This window comes from Pseudomonas sp. FW305-3-2-15-C-LB1 (assembly GCF_058787615.1).
Window position 1 is genome coordinate 16348 of record NZ_JBYSZX010000002.1, and the last position, 22034, is coordinate 38381.

A 22034-nucleotide genomic window follows, 5' to 3' on the forward strand; every position below is an offset into this window, starting at 1 on the left:
TCAGGGCATCACGATGTTCAGCCAAGGCCACCGCGCCTGATAACTGCGGGCCTTCTGCACAAACAACGCCCGCTCAGGATGCAGTGGGTTGATGCGCAACACGCCCTGCTCCACATCTTCCAAGCCATAAGGCGCATACACCTCGCCCGTGGCAATCTCCAGGCCGATGCACGTGCCCGCCACCAGGTAACGGTCAATCCCCTGCCTGGCCGTGTGCAACTGCGGGTAAGGCCGGCCAAAGCGCTCGCCGTACCACAGATGCACCCGCGCCTGGTTCTTCACCTCGACGTTGACGCCCAGGTCCTGGAACAAGCGCTCGGCCGCACGGATCACTGCGTCTTCAGCCTCGTAGGACAGGTCGGTATCGAAGTAGAAAACGTCGTAGTCCTTTACGCCATGGGCCGCCGGCAAATTCGACTGATGATTCCACACCGCCTGGAACAGGCAGCCCGCCGTGAGAAAGCACTGGTCCACACCCAGGTCGGGCAGGCGCGCGGTGATTTCGGCGTTGATGGGGTTGGCCATGGCCAGGTTGAGCAAGGTTTCGACAGTCAATGTCATGGGCTCTCCGTTATCCGTGACGCGCTCGAACGGCAGAGGTTACACCACGGTGTGGAGGGTTTCGTGACAGCAGGATTTCTATACACTTTGCCGCGGGCTAAAAACCGGCCCCAATCGTCAAGGATAAAACGATGCGAATCACCACCATGGCCCTCGTTGCCACCAGCAGCCTGTTGCTAACCGCCTGCAGCGAGAGCCCTTCCGACACCGACATTCAAGCCGCCCTGCAACCCCGCCTGGAAGGGGCTTCCTGCATCAGCGCGCCGATGTTCAAAGACTTCCCCGTAACCCTGGGCGACAGCTTCACCCGCAGCGTGTCCAAGGGCAACGCACCGGCCTTCGATGCGCTGGTCGATGCAGGCCTGTTGGCCAAGAGCGACCAGACCTATACCCTCACCGAACCAGGTAAAGCCGCCCACGTGCCCCAGGCCTCCGGGTTCTGCTACGCCCAAGGCTATGAGATCGCCAGGGTCCAGAGCACCGAGGTCAACACTGACCAGATGGGACCGGCCGTGGAAAAATCCTGGCAGGTGACCGTGGACATCCGCCAGAAGCCCGTCGCCCCGTGGGCGAAAAACCCGGCGATTGAGAAACTCACGCGCCACCCGGAAAACCTCTCCGAAGCGCCAAAGACCTACCACGTGACCGTCGGCCGGGTGAAGGGTGAACCAGGGTTGCAGTTGATCGACCCGCGCTTTTCGATCTCACGCGGGATCAGCGTCAGCCAGGGCTTCTGATCTCAGCCCTTCAACTCACTAGCCCGATGCGCCGCCGCGTCGTCGTAAACCACATACAACGACTCGGCGACCTGGCTCTTGATGGCCTTGGTGGACTCAAGGCCCAGTACAAAACCCTCGGCCTTGCCGCCGGCGCGGTTGAGTTCCTCAGGGGTGGCGGCGCCGGTGATGGCGTCGAACAGCTTGGTGGCGTGGGGGCCGACGCCCTTGGGCAGGCTGATCTGGTCGATGGACATGGGCGATACCTTAAAAGAGAGAATTCGGTAGCGCGTGGAACCACTGCCGGGGTGGCATGGTAGACCGGCTGGCACAGAAAGGCGCGGCTTTTGCGCATATCGCGCTCACCGGGCGGCCTTTTTCATGACACTGCCCCACAACACCGTGATAGCGCTAAGCTGGATCCCCCCCGCCCCGCAGGCCAAGCACCATGACGCTCTCCCCCGACTTCACCCCCTGGGCCTCCCTGCTCGGCGGCGCACTGATCGGCCTCAGCGCCGGCCTGTTCATCCTGCTCAACGGGCGCATCGCCGGTATCAGCGGCCTGCTCGGCAGCCTGCTGGCCAAACACGCTGAAGGCCGCGCCGAAAAAGCCCTGTTCCTGCTAGGCCTGCTCGCCTCGCCCTGGCTGTGGGCACTGTTCGGCACCTTGCCCGGCGCGTCGATCCAGGCCGGTGGAGCCGCGCTGGTGCTGGCGGGGCTGCTGGTGGGCCTCGGCACCCGCTACGGCGCCGGCTGCACCAGTGGGCACGGGATCTGCGGGCTGTCACGCCAGTCGCTGCGCTCGCTGGTGGCGGTGGCGTGCTTCATGGGCAGCGGGTTTGCCACTGTCTACATCATCCGCCATCTGATGGGAGCCTGAGCGTGCGCAAACTGACCGCCTTGATCGCCGGCCTGCTCTTCGGCCTGGGGCTGTACCTCAGCGGCATGACCAACCCAGCCAAGGTGCTCGGGTTTCTCGACCTGGCCGGCGAATGGGACCCGTCCCTGGCGCTGGTCATGCTCGGCGCGCTCGCCGTCAGCAGCGTGTTCTTCTACTTCGCCAGGCAGCGCCGCACCGCGTTACTGGGCGCGCCGATGCAGATGCCGACCCACCGCACCCTCGACCGGCGGCTGGTGCTCGGCAGTGGGGTGTTTGGCGTTGGCTGGGGGATCGCCGGGCTGTGCCCCGGCCCGGCGCTGGCGTTGTTGCTGACCGGGCAATGGCAGGTGGGAGTGTTCGTGCTGGCGATGGTCGTGGGGATGTGGCTGTTTGAGCGGATTGAGGCGCGCAGGTTGGCCAAGGCTTGAGGCGCGGGCGGGAGGTTGTGCTTTATCTCCACCCGCCCCCGGCCTACATTGAATGCCTTATCAATCAACCCCGAGGTCAGCCCCCATGGCACGCATCGTCCGGATTCACGCCTACGGCGACGCCAGCGTCTTGAAACTCGAAGACGTAGACGTCCCCGCCCCCGCCGCCGATGAGGTCCAAATCGACGTCAAAGCCTTCGGCCTCAACCGCGCCGAAGTGATGTTCCGCAACCACGCCTACCTGCAGGAAGCCGAATTCCCCAGCCGCCTGGGCTACGAAGCGGCTGGCGTGGTGATAGCGGTCGGTGCCGATGTCACCGACCTGCAGGTGGGCGACGCCGTCAGCGTCATCCCACCGCTGGACATCGCCCGCTGGGGCACCTATGGCGAAGTCGCCAACGTGCCCGCCCACCTCGCCGTCAAACACCCGCAAACCATCAGCTTTGTGCAAGCCGCCGCATGCTGGATGCAATACGTCACCGCCTGGGGCGCCCTGGTGGAACAGGCCAAACTGACCCAGGGCGACACCGTGCTGGTCACCGCCGCCTCCAGCAGCGTCGCCCTCGCCGCCTTCCAGATCGCCCGCAGCGTCGGCGCCACCGCCATCGGCGTGACCCGCACCCGTGCAAAAAAACAGGCGCTGCTGGATGCCGGCGCAACATACGTCATCGTCAGCGACGAAGAAAACCTGGTCGAACGCGTGATTCAACTCACCCACGACCAAGGCGCCCGCGTGGTGTTCGACCCCATCGGCGGGCCGGGCTTCGAAGCCCTCACCCAGAGCATGGCCCGAGGCGGCATCTTGCTGGAGTACGGCGCGCTTAGCTCGGAGCCAACGCCGTTTCCGTTGTTTACCGTGTTGGGCAAATGTTTGACGCTCAAAGGGTATCTGTACGCCGAAATCGTCGCCGACCCGGCGGCGTTGGCGCGGGCCAAGGCGTTCATTCTGGACGGGCTGGCGTCGGGCGCGTTGGCGCCGGTGATTGCGAAGACATTTGCATTGGATGAGGTGCAGGAGGCGCATCGGTTTTTGGAGGCGAACCAGCAGGTGGGCAAGGTGGTGGTGACGGTGTGAGGGCGGTGTCCTAGGACATTTCCCAAAGCAGGGCAGTGGCTTGCCCGATTGCCTACGCGTGGGTCAGAATCCGCCGGCTTGTGCGCTGGGGTGGTCGAAACTAAGGTGGCGCGGTCGCTGAATTTCTCGGTGATCGGGTTTAGTAGCCCACGATTTAACCTAACAAGTGCATGAGCTTCATCTATCAGGCGTCCCAGCCTGTGCTTGATGGTGGCTGTGCGCAGGGCGCCCTCGGGCGCGCCGGTTTTGTTAGGTTCCACCGGTCATACTTCGCAGCAATTGCTCTCCAGATGAGACGCGAAATTCTATGCGGCTTGTAGGTGGACAGGCCCAGGCCGGTGCCTTGGCCGAGGGGTTTGGTGGTGGGGAGAATTGAGGAGAATTGGGGTCAGACCACGTTTTCAATAATGGTGGTCTGACCCCAATTTCCTCAGCTCGCGCTCCATTAAGCTTCGTAATCTCCTCGACCATCCGCTATGGGTCGATTTTTGCCTGTCGGAACGGGGTTAATCGGCCAAACCTGGCGCTGGTAGGTGACCGAAAATGGCAGATCCAGGCAGGCGCTCTGTAGTGAGAACTTAATGCACGGATAGAACGGACTATTTCGACAGAAATTGTGAGGTGTCGTCCGCTACGTAGTAGAGAATGTACCCGGAATACACTAGAGAGCCAGCAGCAACTTCCGCTTCGAAGCACTCTGTGAGTGCGTCCTCATCAGCAAAACCGTATTCCGACAACTTGTCACCTGCGAAACTAGCAAGTCGCCACGCGTCGAAGCCACCGATCTCACCATGAGCCCCAAAGTCAAAGTCTACTGTACCTGTGGGGAGACTAACCGCGCAGCCATAGCCGTGCTTGAAGTAACGAACTCCGCCTTCTAACTCTCCGCGCTGAGGAATGTCAGTGCCCACCCAATCCATATTGGTCAAGGGCCGCGGAATACCGGACCGATGCATCATATCCGCAGCGGTGCCAACACTTGCTTGGTAGGCGCTGATCAAAATGGCGAGTTGGTTATTCATAAAGTCTCACGTTATAAGCAGCACTGAGTCCAGAGACCGCAGAGAGTAGCAGTCGACGCAACTGAAAGGCAGCTTCTGGCCGACTTCTGCCTATCATAACTGACCGAAATCGACCAAAAGCGGCGGTCGACGGACACAATCGGCCCGCTTAAGCAATGCAGGTTGAATTACCTCTAGAACGCAGCCGCATCGTTGATAGCTGCCTCATAGGCATGCTTTTCAAATGTGAAGGGGCCAACGCCATCTATAATTTGAGGCTCTTCATAGCCGTTCTCATAAGCAAAGGAATCCCATGTGAAACAGTCATCGTTTTGGCAAACAGATACTGCGTAGGCGCCACACCCGATGTCGCCGCACTCGGGGCAGATGTAAAGGAGTATCCGACCGCTCTCTGTTTCAGCTGGCTCGCGTAATAGCAGACGAGAACTAGATTGTTTGTTTTGCTCCGGGAAGCCCTTGACGAAACAGCCCATGAAATCGGAATGATCACCAGCTGCCATAACGAGAGCATTGAGCAACGAACGTTCGTTTATCTGAAAATCGATGGAGAGTCGTTCGGCCACGGTGCAGCCATTTGAGGCGCTTCCCGGACGAAACAACTGTTGAAATGTGAGGGAGCTGGTGTCCATTCCTGCGAACCGCTTTATGCACTGAATTGGCGTGGAATTACATACAACATCGTGGGTTGGTACAAGCCAAATTTCATCGGCCGACTGACCACTTTTGGCCGATAGCCCACAGTCCTCCGCTCCCTCCTCCGCAGCAGAAAACTTCCCCCTCCCTCACCCCAACACCTCCACCGCATTCTCCGTGGGGGTCAGACCACGTTTTCAATAATGATGGTCTGCCCCCTATTTCTGCGTTTTCCACACAAGGTTTACAACCCAAGCCCATACTGAAACAACGCCATATCCATCACCCGCGCCGTAGGATACGGTAGTTCCAGACGCCCCGTTTTCAACGGCAGGGGTGAAGGATTCAGTTGCTCCACCACGCCCGCCAACGCCGTCAGCCCCTTCCCGCTGGCGATGGTGATGAACGCGCGACGTGGGAACAGATCGCGGCAGGCGGCAATGTAGAAACGGTCCAGCGCCGGGCACTCTCCCCAGACCCCCATCAGGATTTTGGTCTTGAGGGTGTCGGTCCAGGAGACGTTGGTGGCCAAGGTCTCCATGGAGGCCAATACGCTGTCCAACAAGGCTTGGTTGTATGCCAGGTCCGGTGCGCCGGGTGCGAAATTATCCAGGGACAGTTCAAACAACTCCGGGCCCTGGCCGGTAAAAAGGCGCTTGGCCAAGGCTTTCATCAGGTCCAGGTTGCTGTTCTGCAGCAGGCCCGAGGAGCCACGGAACATCCCCCAGTTCGCCAGGTAGAAGCCGATATGCAGGGCGGTGGTGTCGATCTGTTCTTCGCTGATGAGGTCAGCCCAGCGAGGGCGGGATTCGTCCCAGATGTATTCATAGAGAAACTCCCACGCCTTGAGTCGGGGGTAGTCGTTACCCGGTGAGGGCTGGATATTCTGGTAGTAGATCTGGGCATAGCGATTGACATCAAAAATCATCATCTGGCTTCCTGCGCACCGCGTTCCTGTTGATCACCTCAGCAGAGGTTATCGACAGCGAGGGCGAGATATTGAATACGCCCTCCCCCAAGCACCCGACCCACGTTTACACTGGCGCCTTTTGCGCCGCTCACACAGGGAAGCACTCGATGTCCACCGATCCGCTATGCCTGGTTTTTGTCCCCGCCCTTGTGGCTGTATTCACCGCCGCCGAGGCGAAAAAAGGCACGCCGCTGACCGAAGCCGAAGTGTGTGAAATCCGCGATGCAGCCACCTGTATCGCGCTGCCGTTCAGCACCGCGCTGGCGATGGAAACCGAGCGAGGTTATCCAGATATCGTCGCCGAAGACTGCTGGAGTGAGTGGCAACGGCTACGTGCTTCGGTTGCCTGACCCCGCTTATCGACCCCCCTTACGAATGGAATCGACACCATGCTCAACTCCCCGCGCCCGTTCAAACCACTCATCTGCCTCCCCCTCCTCGCCGCCCTCACCGGCTGCGGCGCGTTGACGGATGTGCGCTCGTTCTCCACGCCCTACGCCACGCCCACCAGCGCTGAAACCGTGCGCCTGCGTGTGATGAGCGATGGCATGGTGCGCGCTGTGCCCAATTCCAACTGCATCAACTTCCGCCTGCCCGGCGCGGGGGTGATGGTGGCCAATCGAGAGGGCTATGCAGACCGCAACGGCGAAAGCCTGGGCATGGCGCCCGTGGAGCGGTATTCGGATGGCACGGTGATGAGCGAACTGCGGGTGCCGGCCGGGCAGCCCATCGCGTTTCACTACATCGGCAATCGTTGCTACAACATGTTCACTTTCGTGCCTGAGGCGGGGGTGGACTATGAACTGGATGCAGCGGGTCGCTATAAGTGCGGGGTGACGCTCAAGCGCATGTTGGTCGGCAAGATTGAGGGCACTCGGGTGCCGTTGGGTGAGAGCAAGTTGTGCAATTGGGGCGATAACTTCTGAGCCATGTCTCGCCCTCAGCTATGCAACGGCAACGCCACCCCGAACAACACAAAGAACCCACCACAGACTTTATTGAACCGCCGCCCGGTGCGAGCCAACCATGGCCGCACCCGGTGCGCGGCGCTGGCCACCAGGTATTCGACCACGAACTCCACCACGGCGTAGGTCAGCGCGATGATGGCGGTCTGCGTGATGATGTTTCTGTGGGGGTCGAGGAAGGGTGGGATAAACGCGGTAAACAGCAGCAGCGCCTTGGGGTTGGAGAGGGCCGAGACCAACCCTTGGCGGAACAGCGACCAGCGTCGCAGGCTGGAAGTGGCCGCTGTTTCCAGGCTGACGGGGGCGGCGCGCCACAGTCCGTAGCCCAGCCAGATCAGGTAGAGCCCGCCGGCAATCTTCAAGGCCGTAAACGCGGTGGCCGAGGCCTGGATCAGTGCGCCCAGGCCCAGCGCGCACAGCGCAAGCACCAAGGCAAAGCCAAGCACGCCGCCGCTGATGGTGAACAGGGTTCTGCGACTGCCGTGCAGCGCGCCATGGGTCAGCGCCAGCAACGCATTCGGCCCTGGCACCACGGATATCCCGCAGCAGGTGATCAGGTAGAGCAACCAGGTCTCGAAGGGCATGATCAAGTCCGCAATGGGTGATTTTGACTGCTATCTTGCAAATGAACAACGACCGTGAAAAGCGCATAATTCACTTCGCAGCCATTCGATTAACGAATAAAGGTAACCGCCATGTCTTCCAGCGATTTGCAGATCGATTGGCTCAAGTGCTTCGTCGCCGTGGTGGATGCCGGTTCGTTGTCGGGGGCGGCCCATGAGGTGAACCGCTCGCAGTCCGCCGTCAGCATGCAGATGAAAAAACTCGAGGCTGCCCTGGGCCGGCCCTTGCTCAACCGTGGCCCGCGGCACCTGCAACTGACCGATGACGGCCAGACACTGCTGGGCTATGCCCGTCGCATGCTTGCCCTGCACGCCGAGACCCAGGCAGCGTTTCACGGCGAGGCGTTGACCGGGCGCATCCGCCTGGGGGTGGCCGAGGACTATGCAGCCAGGTACCTCACGCCGCTGCTCAAACGTTTTGCGCCGCGTTATGCGGGGGTGGACATCGAGCTGACCTGTGAACAGTCGACCGCCCTGATCCCGCGTTTGCGCAGCGGCGACCTTGATCTTGCGCTGGTGTCCAGGGACTCGCCGCACACAGGGACGTTTCTGTTCAAGGAGCCGATGGTGTGGGTCGGCTCCGCGCAATTCGAGCTGTGGCGCCGCGACCCGGTGCCTATCGCCGTCTACGAAAGCGAAAGCCTGGCGCGCCGGTATGCGGTGAATTCACTGGCGCAACAGGGCCGCCAGTTCAAGGTGGTGTACAACAGCTCCAGCCTGGCCGGCCAGCTCGCCGCCGTGGAAGGGGGGCTGGCGATAGCGGCGATTACTCAGTGCACCGTGAATCCATCGTTGCAGGTCTTGAGCAGCGAACACGGCCTGGGCGCTATCGAACCGATGGAGGTGTCGATTCTACGTAGCCGGGCTTCGCGCGGATCCAAGGCGGTCAACAGCCTGCATGGGTTTATCATCAGTGCGCTTAGAGCTCAGGCGTAGCCCTGGCGCGTCGCGCTATCTGGACACCGAGGTGATCCCATAGCAGCCTCGCTGAAGCTCGACAGCGCCTATAATTGATCTGCATTCGGAGCTATACATGGCCCTGTCCAAACGTGAAACCGTTGGTATCGAACGCCAACTGGTCGCAGCACTGACTGACGCCTGCGAAACAGCGAAGGCTGAAATCCCGGGGTTTGAATGGCTGACCCACACGGTCAACTACGCCGACTTCCCTCAAAGCCTGCGCATCACCTGGGTCTTCGACACCCGCGCCAATAAAGACAACGCGGTGGCGACCGGGTTGGACGCACGCATCCGCGAACTCACAGCCGCAGCCCTGCACGATGCCGACATCCCACCCGTGCCGTTGCCGCGCTGCGTTCAACTTGACTCCGAAGAAGCCTGCCAAACCCAGCACGGCGGCAATTGGCGTTTGCGCCTGACCCGCTCAGCCAACTAGAGCCTGGCGCCCAACTGCTGGATAATGCCTCGCCCTGCTCTCCGCCCGCTGAAAAGGAAATCCCGCCCCATGAAGTTGCCGCTTTCCGCTGCCCTGCTCGCGTCTGCCCTGCTGTCGCCTTCGATGGCCCACGCCGACGACGCCGCCCTGGTCGACACCCTCAAGGCCTTCACCCGCTGCGACGCGAGTTTTTTCAGCAGCCTGAACACCCACCGCGACGCCTGGCAGGCCTACGCGCCGCTCAAGCAAGAGAAGGACTTCAGCTGGATCGCGGTGCGCGATCGCACCGACCCCAAGGCCACCGCAGTGCCGGTGAGCGCGCCGGCCATCGCCGGTTTGAAGTTGCTGTCCTACAACGATGAGGTCAGCGATCTCGGCCCGTTGGGCCTGTATTACTTCTGGGGTTTCACGGTGGACGGCAACATTGATGAGGTCGCGCAGCGCTTTTCCGCACTGCTGGACCAACCCGCTGCGCTGCAAAAAGGCGAAGGGCAATACACGCGCAGCGAGCTGAAGGTGGGCAACAGCTGGCAAGCGATCAAGCCGATGCCGGGCAAGGCGCCAGGGCTGCGCCATGTGGAGCGGGTGCTGATCGTGGAGCCGGAGGGCACGCACTCCCGTGTGAGCTGTTCGGTGCAGGGCGGTGTGACTCCCGGCCTGGTCGCGCTGCTGCGGCCGGACATTGCGCCGGTCGATTACCCGCGTACAGTGGCCGACACCAATCTCGCCGATGTGCCGGTGCCGCCCACTGTGCTACAGGGCCTCGATGCGCCGTTGTTGCAGCCCAGGTTCAAGACGTTGAGCTACACCTACCTGTCGAGGAATGCCGCGGGCAAGGACGCGCCGATCACCATCCGGTTCAAGGCCGAGGGCGGTTTGCTGGTCAAGAATGAGGCCTACGGCAGCGCCTTCAATGTGGACCGACTGATGTTGGCGGACCTGATCCAGCTGAAATCGAAAATGAACGGTGTAGGCGAAGGCCAGGTGCTGCAGACCCGCGAGGCCGAGGTAAAACTGCCGACCAGTTGGGCACCGGGCCAGACCCTGAGTGCCCACCTGAAGATGGCCAATGTGCCGGTCAAGCCCACCGACAAACCAACCGAGACCACCTTGACCTGCAAGGTCGGCGAGCGCTTCCCGGCGCGCCAGGTGTTTGCATCGTTGACAGGCGATGCCATCCGGCTGGCCTGCGAGCAGGACGGTTACACGTCGTCGCGCGCGTTTATCGAGGACCTGGGGGTGGCCCTGACGCTGGAGTCGACGTCGAGCCAGACCCACTATGTGAATGAAATCCAGACGCTGGATGTGGTGCGCTGATTAGGCGCTCCACGCCACGCAAGAACACACCGACGCGCCGGATGATCGCCCATTGTGTTTTAGTCGCAGTCGTACTCAACGTGTGGTGAACGGGCTTGTCCACCACAATGAGCCCGCTCACCACAAGGAATGGAGAGACGGTTAGAAGTGCCGTATGAGCGAACCAAACAGGTCGCCCCGGGGCATTTTGCTCAACGGGATGTCGGCGTTCTCGAACCACTGCGCACTGGCTTCGGGATGGGGGCCGCTCAGGATCACCACGCCCTTCTCGAAGGTATACCGCGCCGCCGCGATGTCGCCGTTGCGGTAGGTGGCGATGGCCGTGTAGGGCGCGACCTTGGGGAAGTACGGGCCGTCCTGGAAGAACACCTGGTCAGGCTTGCCCTCCCAAGTGACCTGCACGGCGGCGTCGGCGCTGTCGGGCACTTCGAAGCCGGGGCGGCCGGCCTCGCCGTCGAGGTCCACCGGGATCAGGCCGAGGTTGTTGTCATCCGCCAGGTAGGCACCCATGCACAAGCCCAGGTAGCGCCCGCCGTTGGCCACGTAATCGCGGATCGCTTCGCTGCGCGCATCGCCGATGCTGCGCAGGGCGCCGGGGATGTCCTGGCCGCCGCCGGGTTGCACGTAGAGGTCGTAGCGCGCCAGGGTTTGCGGCGTGATGTCGATGGGCTCGTCGGCGCCCACGAAGTCGATGCGGTAGTTGGGATTGATGCGCTGCAGGGCCTTTGCCACGTTTTCCGAACAGTCATCGCAGCCTGCCGGGCCACGGTAGATGGCGACACGGGTGATAGGCGCCGAGGCTTCGGCCGGTGACGGCAGCAAAAGGGCAAAGGCAAACAATGTGGCGACGACGGCTCGCAGGTTCATGGTCGAGGGCTCCTGTATGGACCACGCAAAGCCTATAGCGATTGCGCCGTTGAATCCGTTAACAGTTGTAAACGACGTTCAGTTGGGGATAACTGGCGGTCGAGCCCCGTTCCGAGAGTGCCCATCATGTTTGAACTCGCAGCCCTCATCACCTATATCGCCGTCGTGATCGGCCTGTTCCTGATCCCCGGCCCGTCGGTGTTGCTGGTGATCACCCGCACCGTGCAGGGCGGCCGCAAGGTCGGGGTCGCCACCGGCCTGGGGGTGGCGTGCGGCGACCTGCTGCATACACTGGGCGCGGCGCTGGGGTTATCGGCGATCCTGATGACCTCGGCCACCGCGTTCAACGCGGTGAAATGGGCCGGCGCGGCTTACCTGATCTACCTGGGCATCCGTGCGTTCACGGCCAAGACCGGCACACAAAAAGGGCTGACGTTGCCTACAGTCACGCCGCGCCAGGCGTTTTTCCAGGCGGTCGGTGCCGAGTTGCTCAACCCGAAAACCGCGATTTTCTTCCTGGCATTCCTGCCGCAATTCGTGCACCCGGAAGCCGGCTCATCGCTGGTGCAGTTCGCGGTGCTGGGTTTGATTTTCTCGGTGCTCAGCGCGGTGTACACCAGCCTGCTCGCCCTCGCCATCCGCCCCTTGAGCCGAGGCATCAAGGGGCTGTCCAAACTGCGGCGCTGGGAAGGAAAAATCATCGGCACGCTGTTTATGGGGCTGGGGCTGAAGGTCGCGTTGCAACAGCGTTAGTCACTTAGCAAACGCATATTCCCCACCCTGCTCCACCGCCTTGCGATAGGCAGGTCGGGCCTGGAATTTTTCTACCCACGCCGCCAGGTGCGGGTAAGCCTGCAACTTGCCCTGGGCCTTGGCGATTTCGCCGATAAAGCTCATCTGGATATCCGCACCGCTCAGCTCGTCGCCCAGCAGGTACGCTTTATCGGCCAGCACGTCGTTCAGGTAACCCAAATAGTTGGCCACTTCCGATTCGATACGCGGATGCAACGGCGCGCCGGCTTCACCCAGGCGGCCAACATAGAGGTTGAGCATCAGCGGCAACATAGCCGAGCCTTCGGCGAAGTGCAGCCACTGCACGTAGGTGTCATAGGCGGCGCTGGTTGGGTCCGGTTGCAGGCGGCCCTGGCCGTGATGGCGGATCAAGTAGTCGATGATCGCGGCGGATTCAATCAGCACCTGGCCGCCGTCTTCGATCACCGGGGATTTGCCCAGCGGGTGGATGGCCTTGAGTTCCGGCGGCGCCAGGTTGGTTTTCGGGTCGCGCTGGTAGCGCTTGATCTCGTAAGGCAGGCCGAGTTCTTCGAGCAGCCACAGGATGCGTTGCGAACGTGAGTTGTTGAGGTGATGGACGATGATCATGGCGTGCTCCGCAGGGCGAGAGGGATGTCTTGGAAACAGACTACGCCAGCGTCCGGGAGTGCCGACAATTAAATTTCAACGCGACAAACACTCGTGGTTACCATGGGGATCGAATCCACAGGAGTTCCGCCATGGACCTGAAGTTCAGTCACGTCGACATACTGGTCGAAAACCTCGAGGAGGCCTGCGCCTATTACGCAAACATCCTCAAGGCACGCATCTCCAAGACCTTTGTGTGGGAACGCGGCGGTTTGCATGTGCGTTATGCCGTGGTGCTGATGGGGCAAGAGCGGTTCATGCTGGTGCAGCCGATTGCCGGGAATCTGCGCGAGCTGTTGGACGCCCACGGCGAAGGCATGATTTACCGTCACTGCTACACCACACCGGACATCGAGGTCGCCTATGACGAGCTGATCGCCGCCGGTGTGCAGCCCGAGAATGAAAACGGCGTGCCCCTGGCCCGCGAGAACCTGCAGTCGCCTTCCGGCGGGCGCATTATCTGGCTACCCAAGCGCTTCGGGAACTTTTCCATGGAGATCCTGGAAGAGAAGACACTCGAGGCGTTTATTGTGGAGGCGTTTGGCTGATCGACGCCCACGCCGCCTGGGCCAACAACGACGCATAGGCATTCGGGCTGTTCTTGACCCGCCCGGACAACCATGCCCGGGCGTAGTTTTCTGCCGCGCCAATGATCAGCGATAGCAAAAGCTCGGCGGGAATGTGGCTGAACGCCTCAGCGCGGCCCTCCTCGCTCATCCACTCGGTCAATTGCCGATTGCGCTGTTTGTTGCGGGTGAGCAATTCATCCTTGAACGGGCCGTTGGCCACGGCGAAACGGCTCTGGAACACAAAACGCGCCCAGTCGGGTTGTGCGTCCACCCACTCCACATAGCTGCGCACCAATGCCTCCACGCCTGCCTGGGCGGTTTGCGCCTGGGTCAGGTAGTGCTCACGCAGTGCGGCCTGGTCCTCCAGCGCGGCAAAAAACAGCGCGGCGACGATGCCTTCCTTGCTGCCGAAATGGTGGTAGATGGCGCCCACGCTGGTGTCGCACCGCGCGCGGATGGTTTCGATGTTCGTGGCTTCAATACCCACTTCGTTAAAGCAGGCCAGGGCCTCGCGCAGGATGCTGCGCTTGAGGTCGCTGCGCCGGCCCGGGAAGGTGCGCTCGATCAGGTCAGGTGCGTGCATGAAGTCGCTCGCCAAATGTGCGGAGTCTAAAGCTACAGCAGCCGCTAGAGAAGGCATGGCTTGACACCTTTAGAATTAACAGAATATTGTTCTGCCACAGAATATTATTCTGTAACCCTATCAGGAGGAAACCCATGAGTCAGTTTCTCAGCATGTTCAACAGCGTAGGTCCAGCCGCCTTCAGCCAGATGGCCTGCCAGGTGGCGCCCTACTTCAGCACCATCAACCCTGAAATCGCCGAACTGCGCCCAGGCCACTCGGTGGTCAACGTGCCGTTTCGCAAGGAAATCACCAACCACCTGGCTTCGGTGCATGCCATTGCGTTGTGCAACGCGGCGGAATTGGCCGGTGGCACGATGACCGATGTGTCGATCCCCCAAGGCGCCAAGTGGATTCCCAAGGGCATGACCGTGGAGTACCTGGCAAAGGCCAAGTCGAACATCCGTGCGGTGGCGGATGGCAGTTGCATTGACTGGGCAACGGCTGGCGACAAGATCGTGCCGGTGGATATTTTCGATGAGGGCGGGATGAAGGTGTTTACGGCGAAGATCACCATGAATGTGAAGATCGCCTGAGGACACGGCCGCAGGAGGAGGACCTGACCCGGTGCTGAAAACAGCGCAGGACAACATGTGGGAGGGGGCTTGCTCCCGAATGCGGTGTGTCAGTCGCTGAATCTGTTGACTGGTACACCGCAATCGGGGGCAAGCCCCCTCCCACATTGGATCTGGTTTGTTTGGAAGACAGCTCAGCCCAGGCGGAACCGCGCAGTGTTGTCACTCAGTGCCTGGCTGCCTTTGCTCAGGGTATCGGCTGCGCGGTTCACTGCCCGCGCACCGTCGAGCAAGCGTCCGGCGGCCTGGTCCACTTGCTGGATGTTGCCGCTCACTTCATCCGCCGTCGCCGCTTGTTCCTCGACGGCGGTGGCGATCTGCGCCAGGGTGTCGGTCACCTGCTGCACCGCCCCGGCGATCTCGCCCAGACGGGTGCCCAGCCCGGTGACGGACTCCGCATCCGCCAGCGCTTGTTCACACGCGGCGCCCATCAGGGTGACCGCCTGGCTGACCGTGGCGCGCAGGCTGTCCACGGTACCGGCGATCTGTGCGGTGGAGGCCTGGGTGCGCTGCGACAAACTGCGCACTTCATCGGCCACCACCGCAAAACCACGGCCCTGCTCGCCGGCGCGCGCGGCTTCGATGGCGGCGTTGAGGGCCAGCAGGTTGGTCTGTTCGGCGATGCCGCGAATGGTGTCGACTACCGACTGAATCTGCTGGCCCTGCTGGCTGACTTGCTCCAGGGCATCGGCGGTATCAGTCAGGCGTTGGTTGAGTTGCTGGATGCTGGCCGTGGTGCGCTGGCTGTCACGGCTGCTGTCTTCGGCAATACGCCGGGTCTGCTGGGCACTGCCCGAGGCGTGCTCGCAGCTTTTGGCGACGCCCAGGGAAGTGGCGGCCAGTTGGGTCGCGGCGGCGGCAATCTGGCTGATTTGGTGTTGCTGGTCTTCGACTTCGGTAAGGGTGCTGCCCGATTGCGAATTGAGGGTGAGCACCGCCGAGCCGAGTTGCTGCGTCTCGTGATTGACCCCCAGCAGGCTGGTACGCAATTGCACCACCGCCACGTTCAGCGCGGTGCTGATGGCCGCGAGTTCGTCGCGCCCTTCCACCGCCACCTCCACGCACAGGTTACCGTCACGCAGGGACTCGGCCAGGGTGGTGATGCCGCTGGCGCTGCGGCGGATCGAGGCTTGCAGGCACATGAACAGGTACAACGCGGCCAGGGCCAGCAGGCTGAATATGGCCGCGACGGGGACAAATTTCTGCAACGAACGGTCACGGTAGTGACCCAGGCGCGCATCCAGCGAGTCGAGGGACTGGTTACGCAGCGCGCCCAGGCTGTCGAGCATGCCGTCGACACTGGCCTCAAAGGCCGCCGTGTCGAGCTTGATGGTGCCGCCGAACACGCCGTCGTCGAGCACTTTGAGTTGGTCGTCCAGGCGTTGCAGGCTGGTGTCGTACTGGGTGGTCCAGGGTTCCAGGCCGGCATATTGCTTGGCCTTGAGCGAGGCCGCCGCCTTGACCAATTGGTCCCGCGCATCGCCGATACGGCCGCGCAGGTCACGCATCTGCAAACGGCTTTGCAAGGTGAATTGCCCCGAGGCGATGGACGACTGGCCGACACTGGCCATGCGCCCGATGCGCTCGATCAGGTCCGGTGTGTACTGGGTGGAAATCTGCATCAACAGGTAGGTTTCCAGCCACGGGTCGAGAATCAGGCCGGCGTCCAGGGTGATCTGTTCGCGCAGGGTTTGCATGGCGGTCAGGGCCGAGGTGAAACGGTCGTAACCGTCCGGCCACCAGCCCACGGTACGCAGGGACTGGGAGTCCATGCCCTTGACCGTGGCCTGCAACGCGTCGAAGCGGGCCAGCACGTCGGCGCCGGCATTCCGGGCCTTGAGTGAATCCCCCAGGGCTTGCAGGCTTTGCAGGATCAGCGGGAAGTTCGCATCGACCTTGTCCATCGCCGCCTTCGCCGCCGGGATCGGGGCGTGCAGGATATCGGCGGCTTTCCAACGCGCGGCCAGGTTGCGCTGGGCCGTCAACTGGCCGTCCAGCCCATCCAGGGCCAGCAGTTGGCGAACGCCGGATTGCTCGCTGGAAATCACGGTCAGTTTGTCGCGATAGTCCGAGCCGATCATCCACAGGCTGCCCGCCAGGGGCAGCATGAACAGGAAGAATAGAATCTGGAACTTGCGCGCAAAGCCGAACCGCCCCAGCAGGCGGATACCCGGTGATAAAAGGCTGTGCATGTGCGACCACTCCCCAAAAACGACCCAGGCGGTGCACCGCCGGGTGAAGCCTTGAAATGACTAACAGCAAAATGCCATGTCATTGATTGGGAAGGCACTAGCAAGATGTGGGCCGTTGGTAGAGAGGCCGGATACAGACGGGTTGGCACCTGATGGTGCACGCAAAGCGCCCTGAAATGGGGCAAAAGCACCCATCACTGAGCGCACATTTGTAACCACGCCACGAATCCAAGCCCCCTCCTACATTTTCACCCGCCGACAGCCTCGCTTACCCTTGCGTCCGTCCGGTCATGTACCGGCTGAAGTTATTAATGTGATCATCCAGATTATCCTCAAGCATCATCCGGTACTGGTCGCAGAAGTACTTCAACATCGCCTCCCGTGCATCGGCCATTTCCGCGCCGGACTTGAAGTTGCGCGCACTCGCCCAGGCGTTGAAGCGCGTGGTGCCAAACATCATCGAGGCGCTGACCTGGCCGAGGTTTTCGTGGGCCTGGAGCTGCGCGTTCGACAGCTCGATATGCGCGTCGGCGCGGTCGTAGAAGGTGGGGTCGATGGCGTCTGCCATGGTGGTTTTCCTTGGTCATCAGGTTTGAATGAGGGTCGATCAAGCCAGCAGCGCGGTGATCCACCTGGCCTGTTGGGAAATCTCCTGCCACTTTTCCTGCGGCACCGCCTGCCGCGCCTGCTCGAAGCTGGCCAGGGTCTTGTGCTTTTGCTGCAACAGGCGCTGCCACTTGGCCAGGAACGCCGGGCTGCGCGCCTGCATTTGCAGGGGGCCGAAGTACAGCTGTTCGGCGGTGTAGGCCACCGGTCCGGTGCGCTCGGCCACGATGATCTCGTAATAGAAACGGTTCTCGCGCAGCAGCTCTTCATGGAGGATCGCGTAGCCGTTGTCCATCAGCCACTGGCGCAGCGGTTGTTCGCCACCGTTGGGTTGCAGGATCAGGCGCTCCTGGCCGCTCAGGTGCTGTTTGCCGCTTTCAAGAATGTCGCGGATCGTCTCGCCGCCCATGCCGCAGACGCTGATAGCGGTGATGCCGTCATGGGGTTCGATGGCCGCCAGCCCATCGGCCAGGCGCACGGTGACCTGCTGTTCCAGGCCGTTGTCGCGCACGGTACGTTGCGCCGCATGGAATGGCGTGGTCGCCACCTCCCCCGCCACTGCCGCCGTGATCAGGCCGCGACGCAGCAACGCCACCGGCAAATAACCGTGATCGGAGCCGATATCGGCCAGCCGCGCACTCGCCGGTACGTTAGCGGCCACGCGCTCCAGGCGCAGGGATAAGCTATGTTCGTTCAACGGCCCTGCTCCCCGGAAAAACGATCGCGGCTGTTGGTCAGGTGCAGCACCATCGCGGCACGGGCGGCGTCCGGGTCCTGGCGTTTGATCGCGTTGAAGATCGCCTCGTGTTCCAGGTTCGCCAACTGGCCCAGCCTGGCGAAGTCGGCACCGCCGCGCTCATCGCCCTTGACCTGGGTGCGCGGGATCATCGCATTGCCCAGGTGCAGCATGATTTCGGTGAAGAAGGTGTTGCCGGTGGCCTCGGCGATCAGTTGGTGAAAGCGTTTGTCTTCCTCCACGCAGCTGTCGTTACTGGCCAGGGAAGCCTGGTAGTCGTCCAGCGCCTGGCGCATGTGGGCCAATTGGGCGTCGGTGCGGCGCACGGCCGCCAGCGCGACGGCTTGTACTTCAAGGCCCAGGCGCAACTCCAGCATGTTGCGCACGCTGGCCACCGTGTCCACATGCAGGCGCAATCCTTGCTGGGCCTGCTGCTCCAACACAAAGGTGCCGATGCCGTGGCGGGTCTCGACCAGGCCGGACGCCTGCAACTTGGAGATAGCCTCGCGCACCACCGTTCGGCTCACGCCGTGCTCGTGCACGATGGTGGATTCCGAGGGCAGTTTTTCACCGGGTTTGAGTTGGCCGAGCAGGATGCGCTGGGTCAGCGCGTCGACCACGCCTTGGGCCAGGTTGGTGGAGCGTCTGCGGACAGAGCTTCCATTATCGATGGGCATATTACGCGTCCACAGGGTTGAGCAACCGCAAGCTTAACATCCCCACCTGGCCCTCGCGCCTCCAGGGTGGTTGATGCCCAAAAAACCGCATACTTGTATGACAACCAATTTGCAAAGCTCTCTTAAACCAAGAAAACCCAAGGATGTTGCAGAAAAAATAAAACAACTTGTATGATGTCTGGCAACTCGACATGCAAACCCACATAAAAACAATCAGGGGGAGTCTGGAATGGTGACCACTTCAAGCCATGCATCTGCCACACCCGAAAATGATGCCGTCCTCACGCGCGCCGTGAGCAAGGTGAAGGGCCATGTGCTCCCACTGTTCGTGATCATGTTCATCCTCAACTACATCGACCGGGTCAATATCGGTTTTGTGCGCACGCACATGGAACACGACCTGGGCATCGGCGCAGCGGCGTATGGCTTCGGGGCCGGGTTGTTCTTCATCGGCTATGCCCTCTTCGAAGTGCCCTCCAATATGCTGCTGCAAAAGGTCGGCGCGCGTATCTGGCTGAGCCGCATCATGTTCACCTGGGGCATCGTCGCCACACTGATGGCGTTCATTCAGAACGAAACCCACTTCTACATCCTGCGCTTCTTGCTGGGCGTGGCTGAAGCCGGCTTTTTCCCGGGGGTGATCTACTACTTCACGCGCTGGTTGCCCGGTGTGGAGCGTGGTAAAGCCATTGCGATTTTCCTCAGTGGCTCGGCGGTCGCATCGCTGATTTCCGGTCCGCTTTCCGGCGCGCTGTTGCAGATCGAAGGGTTTGGCTTCCACGGCTGGCAATGGATGTTTGCCATTGAAGGCCTGGCCTCAGTGGCGCTGGGGTTCTTTGTGTGGTTCTGGCTCGACTCCAAACCCCACGACGCCAAATGGATGACCCGCGAGGAACAGGACGCACTGGTCAATGCCATCGACCAGGAACAACGCGACCGCGAAGCCCTCACCCGCGTCAAGCCGACCCTCGGCAAGCTGCTCAAGGACCGCCAGATCCTGCTGTTCTGCGCGTTGTATTTCTGCATCCAGCTGACGATCTATGCCGCCACGTTCTGGCTGCCGAGCATCATCAAGAAGATGGGCGACTTGAGTGATGTTCAGGTCGGTTTCTTCAACTCGATCCCGTGGCTGATCTCGATCATCGCCATGTACGCCTTCGCGTCGTTGTCCGGCAAGTTCAAGTTCCAGCAGGCCTGGGTCGCGGCAGCACTGCTGATTGCGGCGGCGGGGATGTTCATGTCGACCACCGGCGGGCCTATCTTCGCGTTTGTGGCGATCTGCTTTGCGGCCATCGGCTTCAAGTCGGCGTCGTCACTGTTCTGGCCGATCCCCCAGGGCTACCTGGATGTGCGCATTGCCGCTGCGGTGATCGCGCTGATCAACTCCATCGGTAACCTGGGCGGCTTCGTCGCGCCGACCACCTTCGGCTTTCTGGAGCAGACCACCGGTTCGATCCAGGGTGGCCTCTATGGCCTGGCCGGCACCTCGGTGTTCGCCGCGATCCTGGTGTTTTTTGCCAGGACGGCCCCCTCTGCCGCATTGAAGCCACCGAGCGGCGTGCCCACCGCCGCCCTCGGCAAACCACTTTGAGACCCGTCAGGAACCTGCCATGAATACTCCCGTCGTTACGCACTTCCAGGTCATCCCCGTCGCCGGCCACGACAGCATGTTGCTCAACCTCAGCGGCGCCCATGGGCCATACTTCACGCGTAATATCGTCATCCTCAAGGACAGTTCGGGCAACACCGGCGTCGGCGAAGTGCCCGGCGGCGAGCGCATCCGCGAAACCCTGGAAGACGCCCGCAGCCTGGTGATCGGCCAGCCCATCGGCCAGTACCAGCGCATCCTCAACCAGATGCGCAGCGCCTTTGCTTCACGCGATGCCGCCGGTCGCGGCCTGCAGACCTTTGACCTGCGCATCACCATCCATGCCGTCACCGCCATGGAAGCGGCGCTGCTCGATTTGCTGGGCCAGTTTCTCGAAGTGCCGGTGGCGGCCTTGCTCGGCGAAGGACAGCAGCGCGATGCGGTAAAAATGCTCGGCTACCTGTTCTATGTCGGCGACCGCAACGCCACCACGCTCGCCTACCGCAACGAAGCCGACAGCGACGACGACTGGTTCCGCCTGCGCCACGAAACAGCCCTGACCTGCGACGCCGTGGTACGCCTGGCCGAAGCCGCCCAGGCCAAATACGGCTTCAACGACTTCAAGCTCAAAGGCGGCGTATTGAGCGGCGACGCCGAAATCGAAGCTGTCACCGCCCTGGCCGAACGCTTCCCGGATGCACGCATCACCCTCGACCCGAACGGCGCCTGGTCACTGAAGGAAGCCATCCGCCTGTGCCGCGACCAGCACCACGTACTCGCCTATGCCGAAGACCCCTGTGGTGCAGAAAACGGTTACTCAGGTCGTGAGGTCATGGCCGAATTCCGCCGTGCCACCGGCCTTAAGACCGCCACCAATATGATCGCCACCGACTGGCGCGAGATGGGCCACGCGATCCAGCTGCAATCGGTCGACATCCCCCTCGCCGACCCGCACTTCTGGACCCTGCAGGGCTCGGTGCGTGTTGCACAGATGTGCCATGAGTGGGGCCTCACCTGGGGCTCGCACTCCAATAACCACTTCGATATTTCCCTGGCGATGTTCACCCAGGTGGCCGCCGCAGCACCGGGCGACATCACCGCCATCGACACCCACTGGATCTGGCAGGACGGCCAGCGCCTGACCAAAGCGCCGCTGAAAATCGAAGGTGGTTACGTGAAGGTCCCAAGCAAACCAGGCCTGGGTGTGGAGATCGACCTGGACGCCGTGGCCCAGGCCCACGAAGTCTACAAAGGCATGGGCCTCGGCGCGCGGGATGACAGCGTGGCGATGCAATTCTTGATTCCGGGGTGGCGCTTCAACAACAAGCAACCCTGCCTGGTGCGATAACCCCTTCCTGCAGGAGCGAGCTTGCTCGCGAAGATCGCCAACGATAAAGCGTCCTCTCCGGATAAACGCAATGCCTAGGTTTTCTTCGCGAGCACGCTCGCTCCTGCAATTGGCTGTACCGTCAGCTCGACGCCCAAGGCCAGCATCAGCTTCTGGATCGTCTCGTAGCGGGTCTTCGAGCCGCCTTTCAACGTTTTATAAAGACTCTCCCGGTTCACCCCAGCCGCCTCGGCCACTTTGTTCACACCT

The 22034-nt window shown here is 61.7% G+C and carries 27 protein-coding genes and 1 pseudogene; 14 read left to right on the plus strand and 14 right to left on the minus strand.

Annotation, left to right across the window (positions count from 1 at the left end; genetic code table 11):
- A complete protein-coding gene (locus AC3WP7_RS03975) occupies positions 1-561 on the minus strand; it encodes a nucleotidyltransferase family protein (RefSeq protein ID WP_092250294.1) in 561 nt (186 codons plus the stop codon).
- A gap of 131 nt (positions 562-692) precedes the next feature.
- On the opposite strand from AC3WP7_RS03975, the gene AC3WP7_RS03980 reads away from it, so the two are divergent.
- On the plus strand, positions 693-1298 hold the full coding sequence (locus tag AC3WP7_RS03980) for a hypothetical protein (protein ID WP_093124745.1): 606 nt from the start codon (positions 693-695) through the stop codon (positions 1296-1298).
- Between the two features lie 2 nt (positions 1299-1300).
- On the opposite strand, the gene AC3WP7_RS03985 is transcribed toward AC3WP7_RS03980, so the two are convergent.
- Positions 1301-1534: a hypothetical protein gene (locus tag AC3WP7_RS03985; RefSeq protein WP_058425621.1), complete on the minus strand. Its 234-nt coding sequence runs from the start codon at positions 1532-1534 to the stop codon at positions 1301-1303.
- Between the two features lie 191 nt (positions 1535-1725).
- On the opposite strand from AC3WP7_RS03985, the gene AC3WP7_RS03990 reads away from it, so the two are divergent.
- The 3 genes from AC3WP7_RS03990 (at position 1726) to AC3WP7_RS04000 (ending at position 3660) form a co-directional block, all read left to right on the plus strand.
- The gene (locus AC3WP7_RS03990) at positions 1726-2157 is read left to right on the plus strand and encodes a YeeE/YedE family protein (RefSeq protein WP_102593018.1); all 432 of its coding nucleotides are present in this window, start codon (positions 1726-1728) and stop codon (positions 2155-2157) included.
- Positions 2158-2159: 2 nt separating this feature from the next.
- Positions 2160-2585, plus strand: coding sequence for a DUF6691 family protein (locus AC3WP7_RS03995; RefSeq protein ID WP_102593019.1), 426 nt, complete (start codon positions 2160-2162; stop codon positions 2583-2585).
- An 85-nt stretch (positions 2586-2670) separates the two neighbouring features.
- The gene (locus tag AC3WP7_RS04000) at positions 2671-3660 is read left to right on the plus strand and encodes a zinc-dependent alcohol dehydrogenase family protein (protein ID WP_102593020.1); all 990 of its coding nucleotides are present in this window, start codon (positions 2671-2673) and stop codon (positions 3658-3660) included.
- A gap of 599 nt (positions 3661-4259) precedes the next feature.
- Here AC3WP7_RS04000 and AC3WP7_RS04005 read toward each other — a convergent pair.
- The 3 genes from AC3WP7_RS04005 to AC3WP7_RS04015 all read right to left on the minus strand — a co-directional run bounded on the left by AC3WP7_RS04005 (position 4260) and on the right by AC3WP7_RS04015 (position 6243).
- The gene (locus tag AC3WP7_RS04005) at positions 4260-4682 is read right to left on the minus strand and encodes a DUF6896 domain-containing protein (RefSeq protein ID WP_102593021.1); all 423 of its coding nucleotides are present in this window, start codon (positions 4680-4682) and stop codon (positions 4260-4262) included.
- 173 nt (positions 4683-4855) lie between these two features.
- Positions 4856-5311 carry a hypothetical protein gene (locus AC3WP7_RS04010; protein ID WP_093124762.1) on the minus strand — a complete coding sequence of 152 codons (456 nt, stop codon included), beginning with the start codon at positions 5309-5311 and terminating at the stop codon, positions 4856-4858.
- A 248-nt stretch (positions 5312-5559) separates the two neighbouring features.
- Positions 5560-6243: a hypothetical protein gene (locus tag AC3WP7_RS04015; RefSeq protein ID WP_172963358.1), complete on the minus strand. Its 684-nt coding sequence runs from the start codon at positions 6241-6243 to the stop codon at positions 5560-5562.
- Between the two features lie 149 nt (positions 6244-6392).
- Between AC3WP7_RS04015 and AC3WP7_RS04020 the strand changes: the two genes are divergently transcribed.
- Both AC3WP7_RS04020 and AC3WP7_RS04025 read left to right on the plus strand, forming a co-directional pair.
- Positions 6393-6635 carry a hypothetical protein gene (locus AC3WP7_RS04020; protein ID WP_093513125.1) on the plus strand — a complete coding sequence of 81 codons (243 nt, stop codon included), beginning with the start codon at positions 6393-6395 and terminating at the stop codon, positions 6633-6635.
- A 39-nt stretch (positions 6636-6674) separates the two neighbouring features.
- Positions 6675-7211 (plus strand): hypothetical protein, encoded by a 537-nt coding sequence (locus AC3WP7_RS04025; RefSeq protein WP_256575371.1) that lies wholly within the window; start codon positions 6675-6677, stop codon positions 7209-7211.
- Between the two features lie 14 nt (positions 7212-7225).
- Here AC3WP7_RS04025 and AC3WP7_RS04030 read toward each other — a convergent pair whose 3' ends face one another.
- On the minus strand, positions 7226-7834 hold the full coding sequence (locus AC3WP7_RS04030) for a LysE family translocator (protein ID WP_071490142.1): 609 nt from the start codon (positions 7832-7834) through the stop codon (positions 7226-7228).
- Between the two features lie 111 nt (positions 7835-7945).
- Between AC3WP7_RS04030 and AC3WP7_RS04035 the strand changes: the two genes are divergently transcribed.
- From AC3WP7_RS04035 to AC3WP7_RS04045, 3 genes are all read left to right on the plus strand, one after another.
- The gene (locus tag AC3WP7_RS04035; protein WP_102593022.1) at positions 7946-8809 is read left to right on the plus strand and encodes a LysR family transcriptional regulator; all 864 of its coding nucleotides are present in this window, start codon (positions 7946-7948) and stop codon (positions 8807-8809) included.
- 97 nt (positions 8810-8906) lie between these two features.
- Positions 8907-9269 carry a hypothetical protein gene (locus AC3WP7_RS04040; protein WP_092250713.1) on the plus strand — a complete coding sequence of 121 codons (363 nt, stop codon included), beginning with the start codon at positions 8907-8909 and terminating at the stop codon, positions 9267-9269.
- A gap of 69 nt (positions 9270-9338) precedes the next feature.
- Entirely contained in the window at positions 9339-10586 is a 1248-nt protein-coding gene (locus tag AC3WP7_RS04045) for a hypothetical protein (RefSeq protein ID WP_102593023.1), read from the plus strand.
- 141 nt (positions 10587-10727) lie between these two features.
- Here the strand turns inward: AC3WP7_RS04045 and AC3WP7_RS04050 are convergent, their stop codons facing one another.
- A complete protein-coding gene (locus AC3WP7_RS04050) occupies positions 10728-11453 on the minus strand; it encodes a BPL-N domain-containing protein (protein WP_102593024.1) in 726 nt (241 codons plus the stop codon).
- Positions 11454-11579: 126 nt separating this feature from the next.
- On the opposite strand from AC3WP7_RS04050, the gene AC3WP7_RS04055 reads away from it, so the two are divergent.
- Positions 11580-12206: a LysE family translocator gene (locus tag AC3WP7_RS04055; protein WP_092250704.1), complete on the plus strand. Its 627-nt coding sequence runs from the start codon at positions 11580-11582 to the stop codon at positions 12204-12206.
- Here the strand turns inward: AC3WP7_RS04055 and AC3WP7_RS04060 are convergent, their stop codons facing one another.
- Entirely contained in the window at positions 12207-12833 is a 627-nt protein-coding gene (locus AC3WP7_RS04060; protein ID WP_092250701.1) for a glutathione S-transferase family protein, read from the minus strand. It abuts the gene before it with no gap.
- Positions 12834-12964: 131 nt separating this feature from the next.
- On the opposite strand from AC3WP7_RS04060, the gene AC3WP7_RS04065 reads away from it, so the two are divergent.
- The gene (locus AC3WP7_RS04065) at positions 12965-13420 is read left to right on the plus strand and encodes a VOC family protein (protein ID WP_092250698.1); all 456 of its coding nucleotides are present in this window, start codon (positions 12965-12967) and stop codon (positions 13418-13420) included.
- Here AC3WP7_RS04065 and AC3WP7_RS04070 read toward each other — a convergent pair.
- On the minus strand, positions 13398-14024 hold the full coding sequence (locus AC3WP7_RS04070; protein WP_102593025.1) for a TetR/AcrR family transcriptional regulator: 627 nt from the start codon (positions 14022-14024) through the stop codon (positions 13398-13400). The genes AC3WP7_RS04065 and AC3WP7_RS04070 overlap by 23 nt on opposite strands.
- A 134-nt stretch (positions 14025-14158) precedes the next feature.
- On the opposite strand from AC3WP7_RS04070, the gene AC3WP7_RS04075 reads away from it, so the two are divergent.
- Positions 14159-14599 (plus strand): hotdog fold domain-containing protein, encoded by a 441-nt coding sequence (locus AC3WP7_RS04075; RefSeq protein ID WP_093513138.1) that lies wholly within the window; start codon positions 14159-14161, stop codon positions 14597-14599.
- A 173-nt stretch (positions 14600-14772) separates the two neighbouring features.
- On the opposite strand, the gene AC3WP7_RS04080 is transcribed toward AC3WP7_RS04075, so the two are convergent.
- From AC3WP7_RS04080 to AC3WP7_RS04095, 4 genes are all read right to left on the minus strand, one after another.
- Positions 14773-16830 (minus strand): methyl-accepting chemotaxis protein, encoded by a 2058-nt coding sequence (locus tag AC3WP7_RS04080; RefSeq protein ID WP_102593026.1) that lies wholly within the window; start codon positions 16828-16830, stop codon positions 14773-14775.
- A 268-nt stretch (positions 16831-17098) separates the two neighbouring features.
- On the minus strand, positions 17099-17398 hold the full coding sequence (locus AC3WP7_RS04085; RefSeq protein ID WP_093124803.1) for a DUF3144 domain-containing protein: 300 nt from the start codon (positions 17396-17398) through the stop codon (positions 17099-17101).
- A gap of 39 nt (positions 17399-17437) precedes the next feature.
- Positions 17438-18133: a tRNA (adenine(22)-N(1))-methyltransferase gene (locus tag AC3WP7_RS04090; RefSeq protein ID WP_102593027.1), complete on the minus strand. Its 696-nt coding sequence runs from the start codon at positions 18131-18133 to the stop codon at positions 17438-17440.
- Entirely contained in the window at positions 18130-18849 is a 720-nt protein-coding gene (locus tag AC3WP7_RS04095) for a FadR/GntR family transcriptional regulator (RefSeq protein ID WP_071490160.1), read from the minus strand. The genes AC3WP7_RS04090 and AC3WP7_RS04095 overlap by 4 nt, the downstream gene beginning before the upstream one ends.
- A gap of 232 nt (positions 18850-19081) precedes the next feature.
- Between AC3WP7_RS04095 and AC3WP7_RS04100 the strand changes: the two genes are divergently transcribed.
- Entirely contained in the window at positions 19082-20440 is a 1359-nt protein-coding gene (locus AC3WP7_RS04100; protein WP_102593032.1) for an MFS transporter, read from the plus strand.
- Between the two features lie 19 nt (positions 20441-20459).
- Entirely contained in the window at positions 20460-21785 is a 1326-nt protein-coding gene (gene gudD, locus AC3WP7_RS04105) for a glucarate dehydratase (RefSeq protein ID WP_102593028.1), read from the plus strand.
- 74 nt (positions 21786-21859) lie between these two features.
- Here the strand turns inward: gudD and AC3WP7_RS04110 are convergent.
- Positions 21860-22033, minus strand: a pseudogene (locus tag AC3WP7_RS04110) (helix-turn-helix domain-containing transcriptional regulator); the annotation flags it as partial.
- Position 22034: the final 1 nt, after the last annotated feature.

What these genes read in the sequence shown, in the direction of transcription:
- AC3WP7_RS03975 (WP_092250294.1), bottom strand. Translation starts at nt 561, where the DNA reads ATGACATTGACTGTCGAAACCTTGCTCAACCTGGCCATGGCCAACCCC.
- AC3WP7_RS03980 (WP_093124745.1), top strand. Translation starts at nt 693, where the DNA reads ATGCGAATCACCACCATGGCCCTCGTTGCCACCAGCAGCCTGTTGCTA.
- AC3WP7_RS03985 (WP_058425621.1), bottom strand. Translation starts at nt 1,534, where the DNA reads ATGTCCATCGACCAGATCAGCCTGCCCAAGGGCGTCGGCCCCCACGCC.
- AC3WP7_RS03990 (WP_102593018.1), top strand. Translation starts at nt 1,726, where the DNA reads ATGACGCTCTCCCCCGACTTCACCCCCTGGGCCTCCCTGCTCGGCGGC.
- AC3WP7_RS04000 (WP_102593020.1), top strand. Translation starts at nt 2,671, where the DNA reads ATGGCACGCATCGTCCGGATTCACGCCTACGGCGACGCCAGCGTCTTG.
- AC3WP7_RS04005 (WP_102593021.1), bottom strand. Translation starts at nt 4,682, where the DNA reads ATGAATAACCAACTCGCCATTTTGATCAGCGCCTACCAAGCAAGTGTT.
- AC3WP7_RS04010 (WP_093124762.1), bottom strand. Translation starts at nt 5,311, where the DNA reads ATGGACACCAGCTCCCTCACATTTCAACAGTTGTTTCGTCCGGGAAGC.
- AC3WP7_RS04015 (WP_172963358.1), bottom strand. Translation starts at nt 6,243, where the DNA reads ATGATTTTTGATGTCAATCGCTATGCCCAGATCTACTACCAGAATATC.
- AC3WP7_RS04020 (WP_093513125.1), top strand. Translation starts at nt 6,393, where the DNA reads ATGTCCACCGATCCGCTATGCCTGGTTTTTGTCCCCGCCCTTGTGGCT.
- AC3WP7_RS04025 (WP_256575371.1), top strand. Translation starts at nt 6,675, where the DNA reads ATGCTCAACTCCCCGCGCCCGTTCAAACCACTCATCTGCCTCCCCCTC.
- AC3WP7_RS04030 (WP_071490142.1), bottom strand. Translation starts at nt 7,834, where the DNA reads ATGCCCTTCGAGACCTGGTTGCTCTACCTGATCACCTGCTGCGGGATA.
- AC3WP7_RS04035 (WP_102593022.1), top strand. Translation starts at nt 7,946, where the DNA reads ATGTCTTCCAGCGATTTGCAGATCGATTGGCTCAAGTGCTTCGTCGCC.
- AC3WP7_RS04040 (WP_092250713.1), top strand. Translation starts at nt 8,907, where the DNA reads ATGGCCCTGTCCAAACGTGAAACCGTTGGTATCGAACGCCAACTGGTC.
- AC3WP7_RS04045 (WP_102593023.1), top strand. Translation starts at nt 9,339, where the DNA reads ATGAAGTTGCCGCTTTCCGCTGCCCTGCTCGCGTCTGCCCTGCTGTCG.
- AC3WP7_RS04050 (WP_102593024.1), bottom strand. Translation starts at nt 11,453, where the DNA reads ATGAACCTGCGAGCCGTCGTCGCCACATTGTTTGCCTTTGCCCTTTTG.
- AC3WP7_RS04055 (WP_092250704.1), top strand. Translation starts at nt 11,580, where the DNA reads ATGTTTGAACTCGCAGCCCTCATCACCTATATCGCCGTCGTGATCGGC.
- AC3WP7_RS04060 (WP_092250701.1), bottom strand. Translation starts at nt 12,833, where the DNA reads ATGATCATCGTCCATCACCTCAACAACTCACGTTCGCAACGCATCCTG.
- AC3WP7_RS04065 (WP_092250698.1), top strand. Translation starts at nt 12,965, where the DNA reads ATGGACCTGAAGTTCAGTCACGTCGACATACTGGTCGAAAACCTCGAG.
- AC3WP7_RS04070 (WP_102593025.1), bottom strand. Translation starts at nt 14,024, where the DNA reads ATGCACGCACCTGACCTGATCGAGCGCACCTTCCCGGGCCGGCGCAGC.
- AC3WP7_RS04075 (WP_093513138.1), top strand. Translation starts at nt 14,159, where the DNA reads ATGAGTCAGTTTCTCAGCATGTTCAACAGCGTAGGTCCAGCCGCCTTC.
- AC3WP7_RS04080 (WP_102593026.1), bottom strand. Translation starts at nt 16,830, where the DNA reads ATGCACAGCCTTTTATCACCGGGTATCCGCCTGCTGGGGCGGTTCGGC.
- AC3WP7_RS04085 (WP_093124803.1), bottom strand. Translation starts at nt 17,398, where the DNA reads ATGGCAGACGCCATCGACCCCACCTTCTACGACCGCGCCGACGCGCAT.
- AC3WP7_RS04095 (WP_071490160.1), bottom strand. Translation starts at nt 18,849, where the DNA reads ATGCCCATCGATAATGGAAGCTCTGTCCGCAGACGCTCCACCAACCTG.
- gudD (WP_102593028.1), top strand. Translation starts at nt 20,460, where the DNA reads ATGAATACTCCCGTCGTTACGCACTTCCAGGTCATCCCCGTCGCCGGC.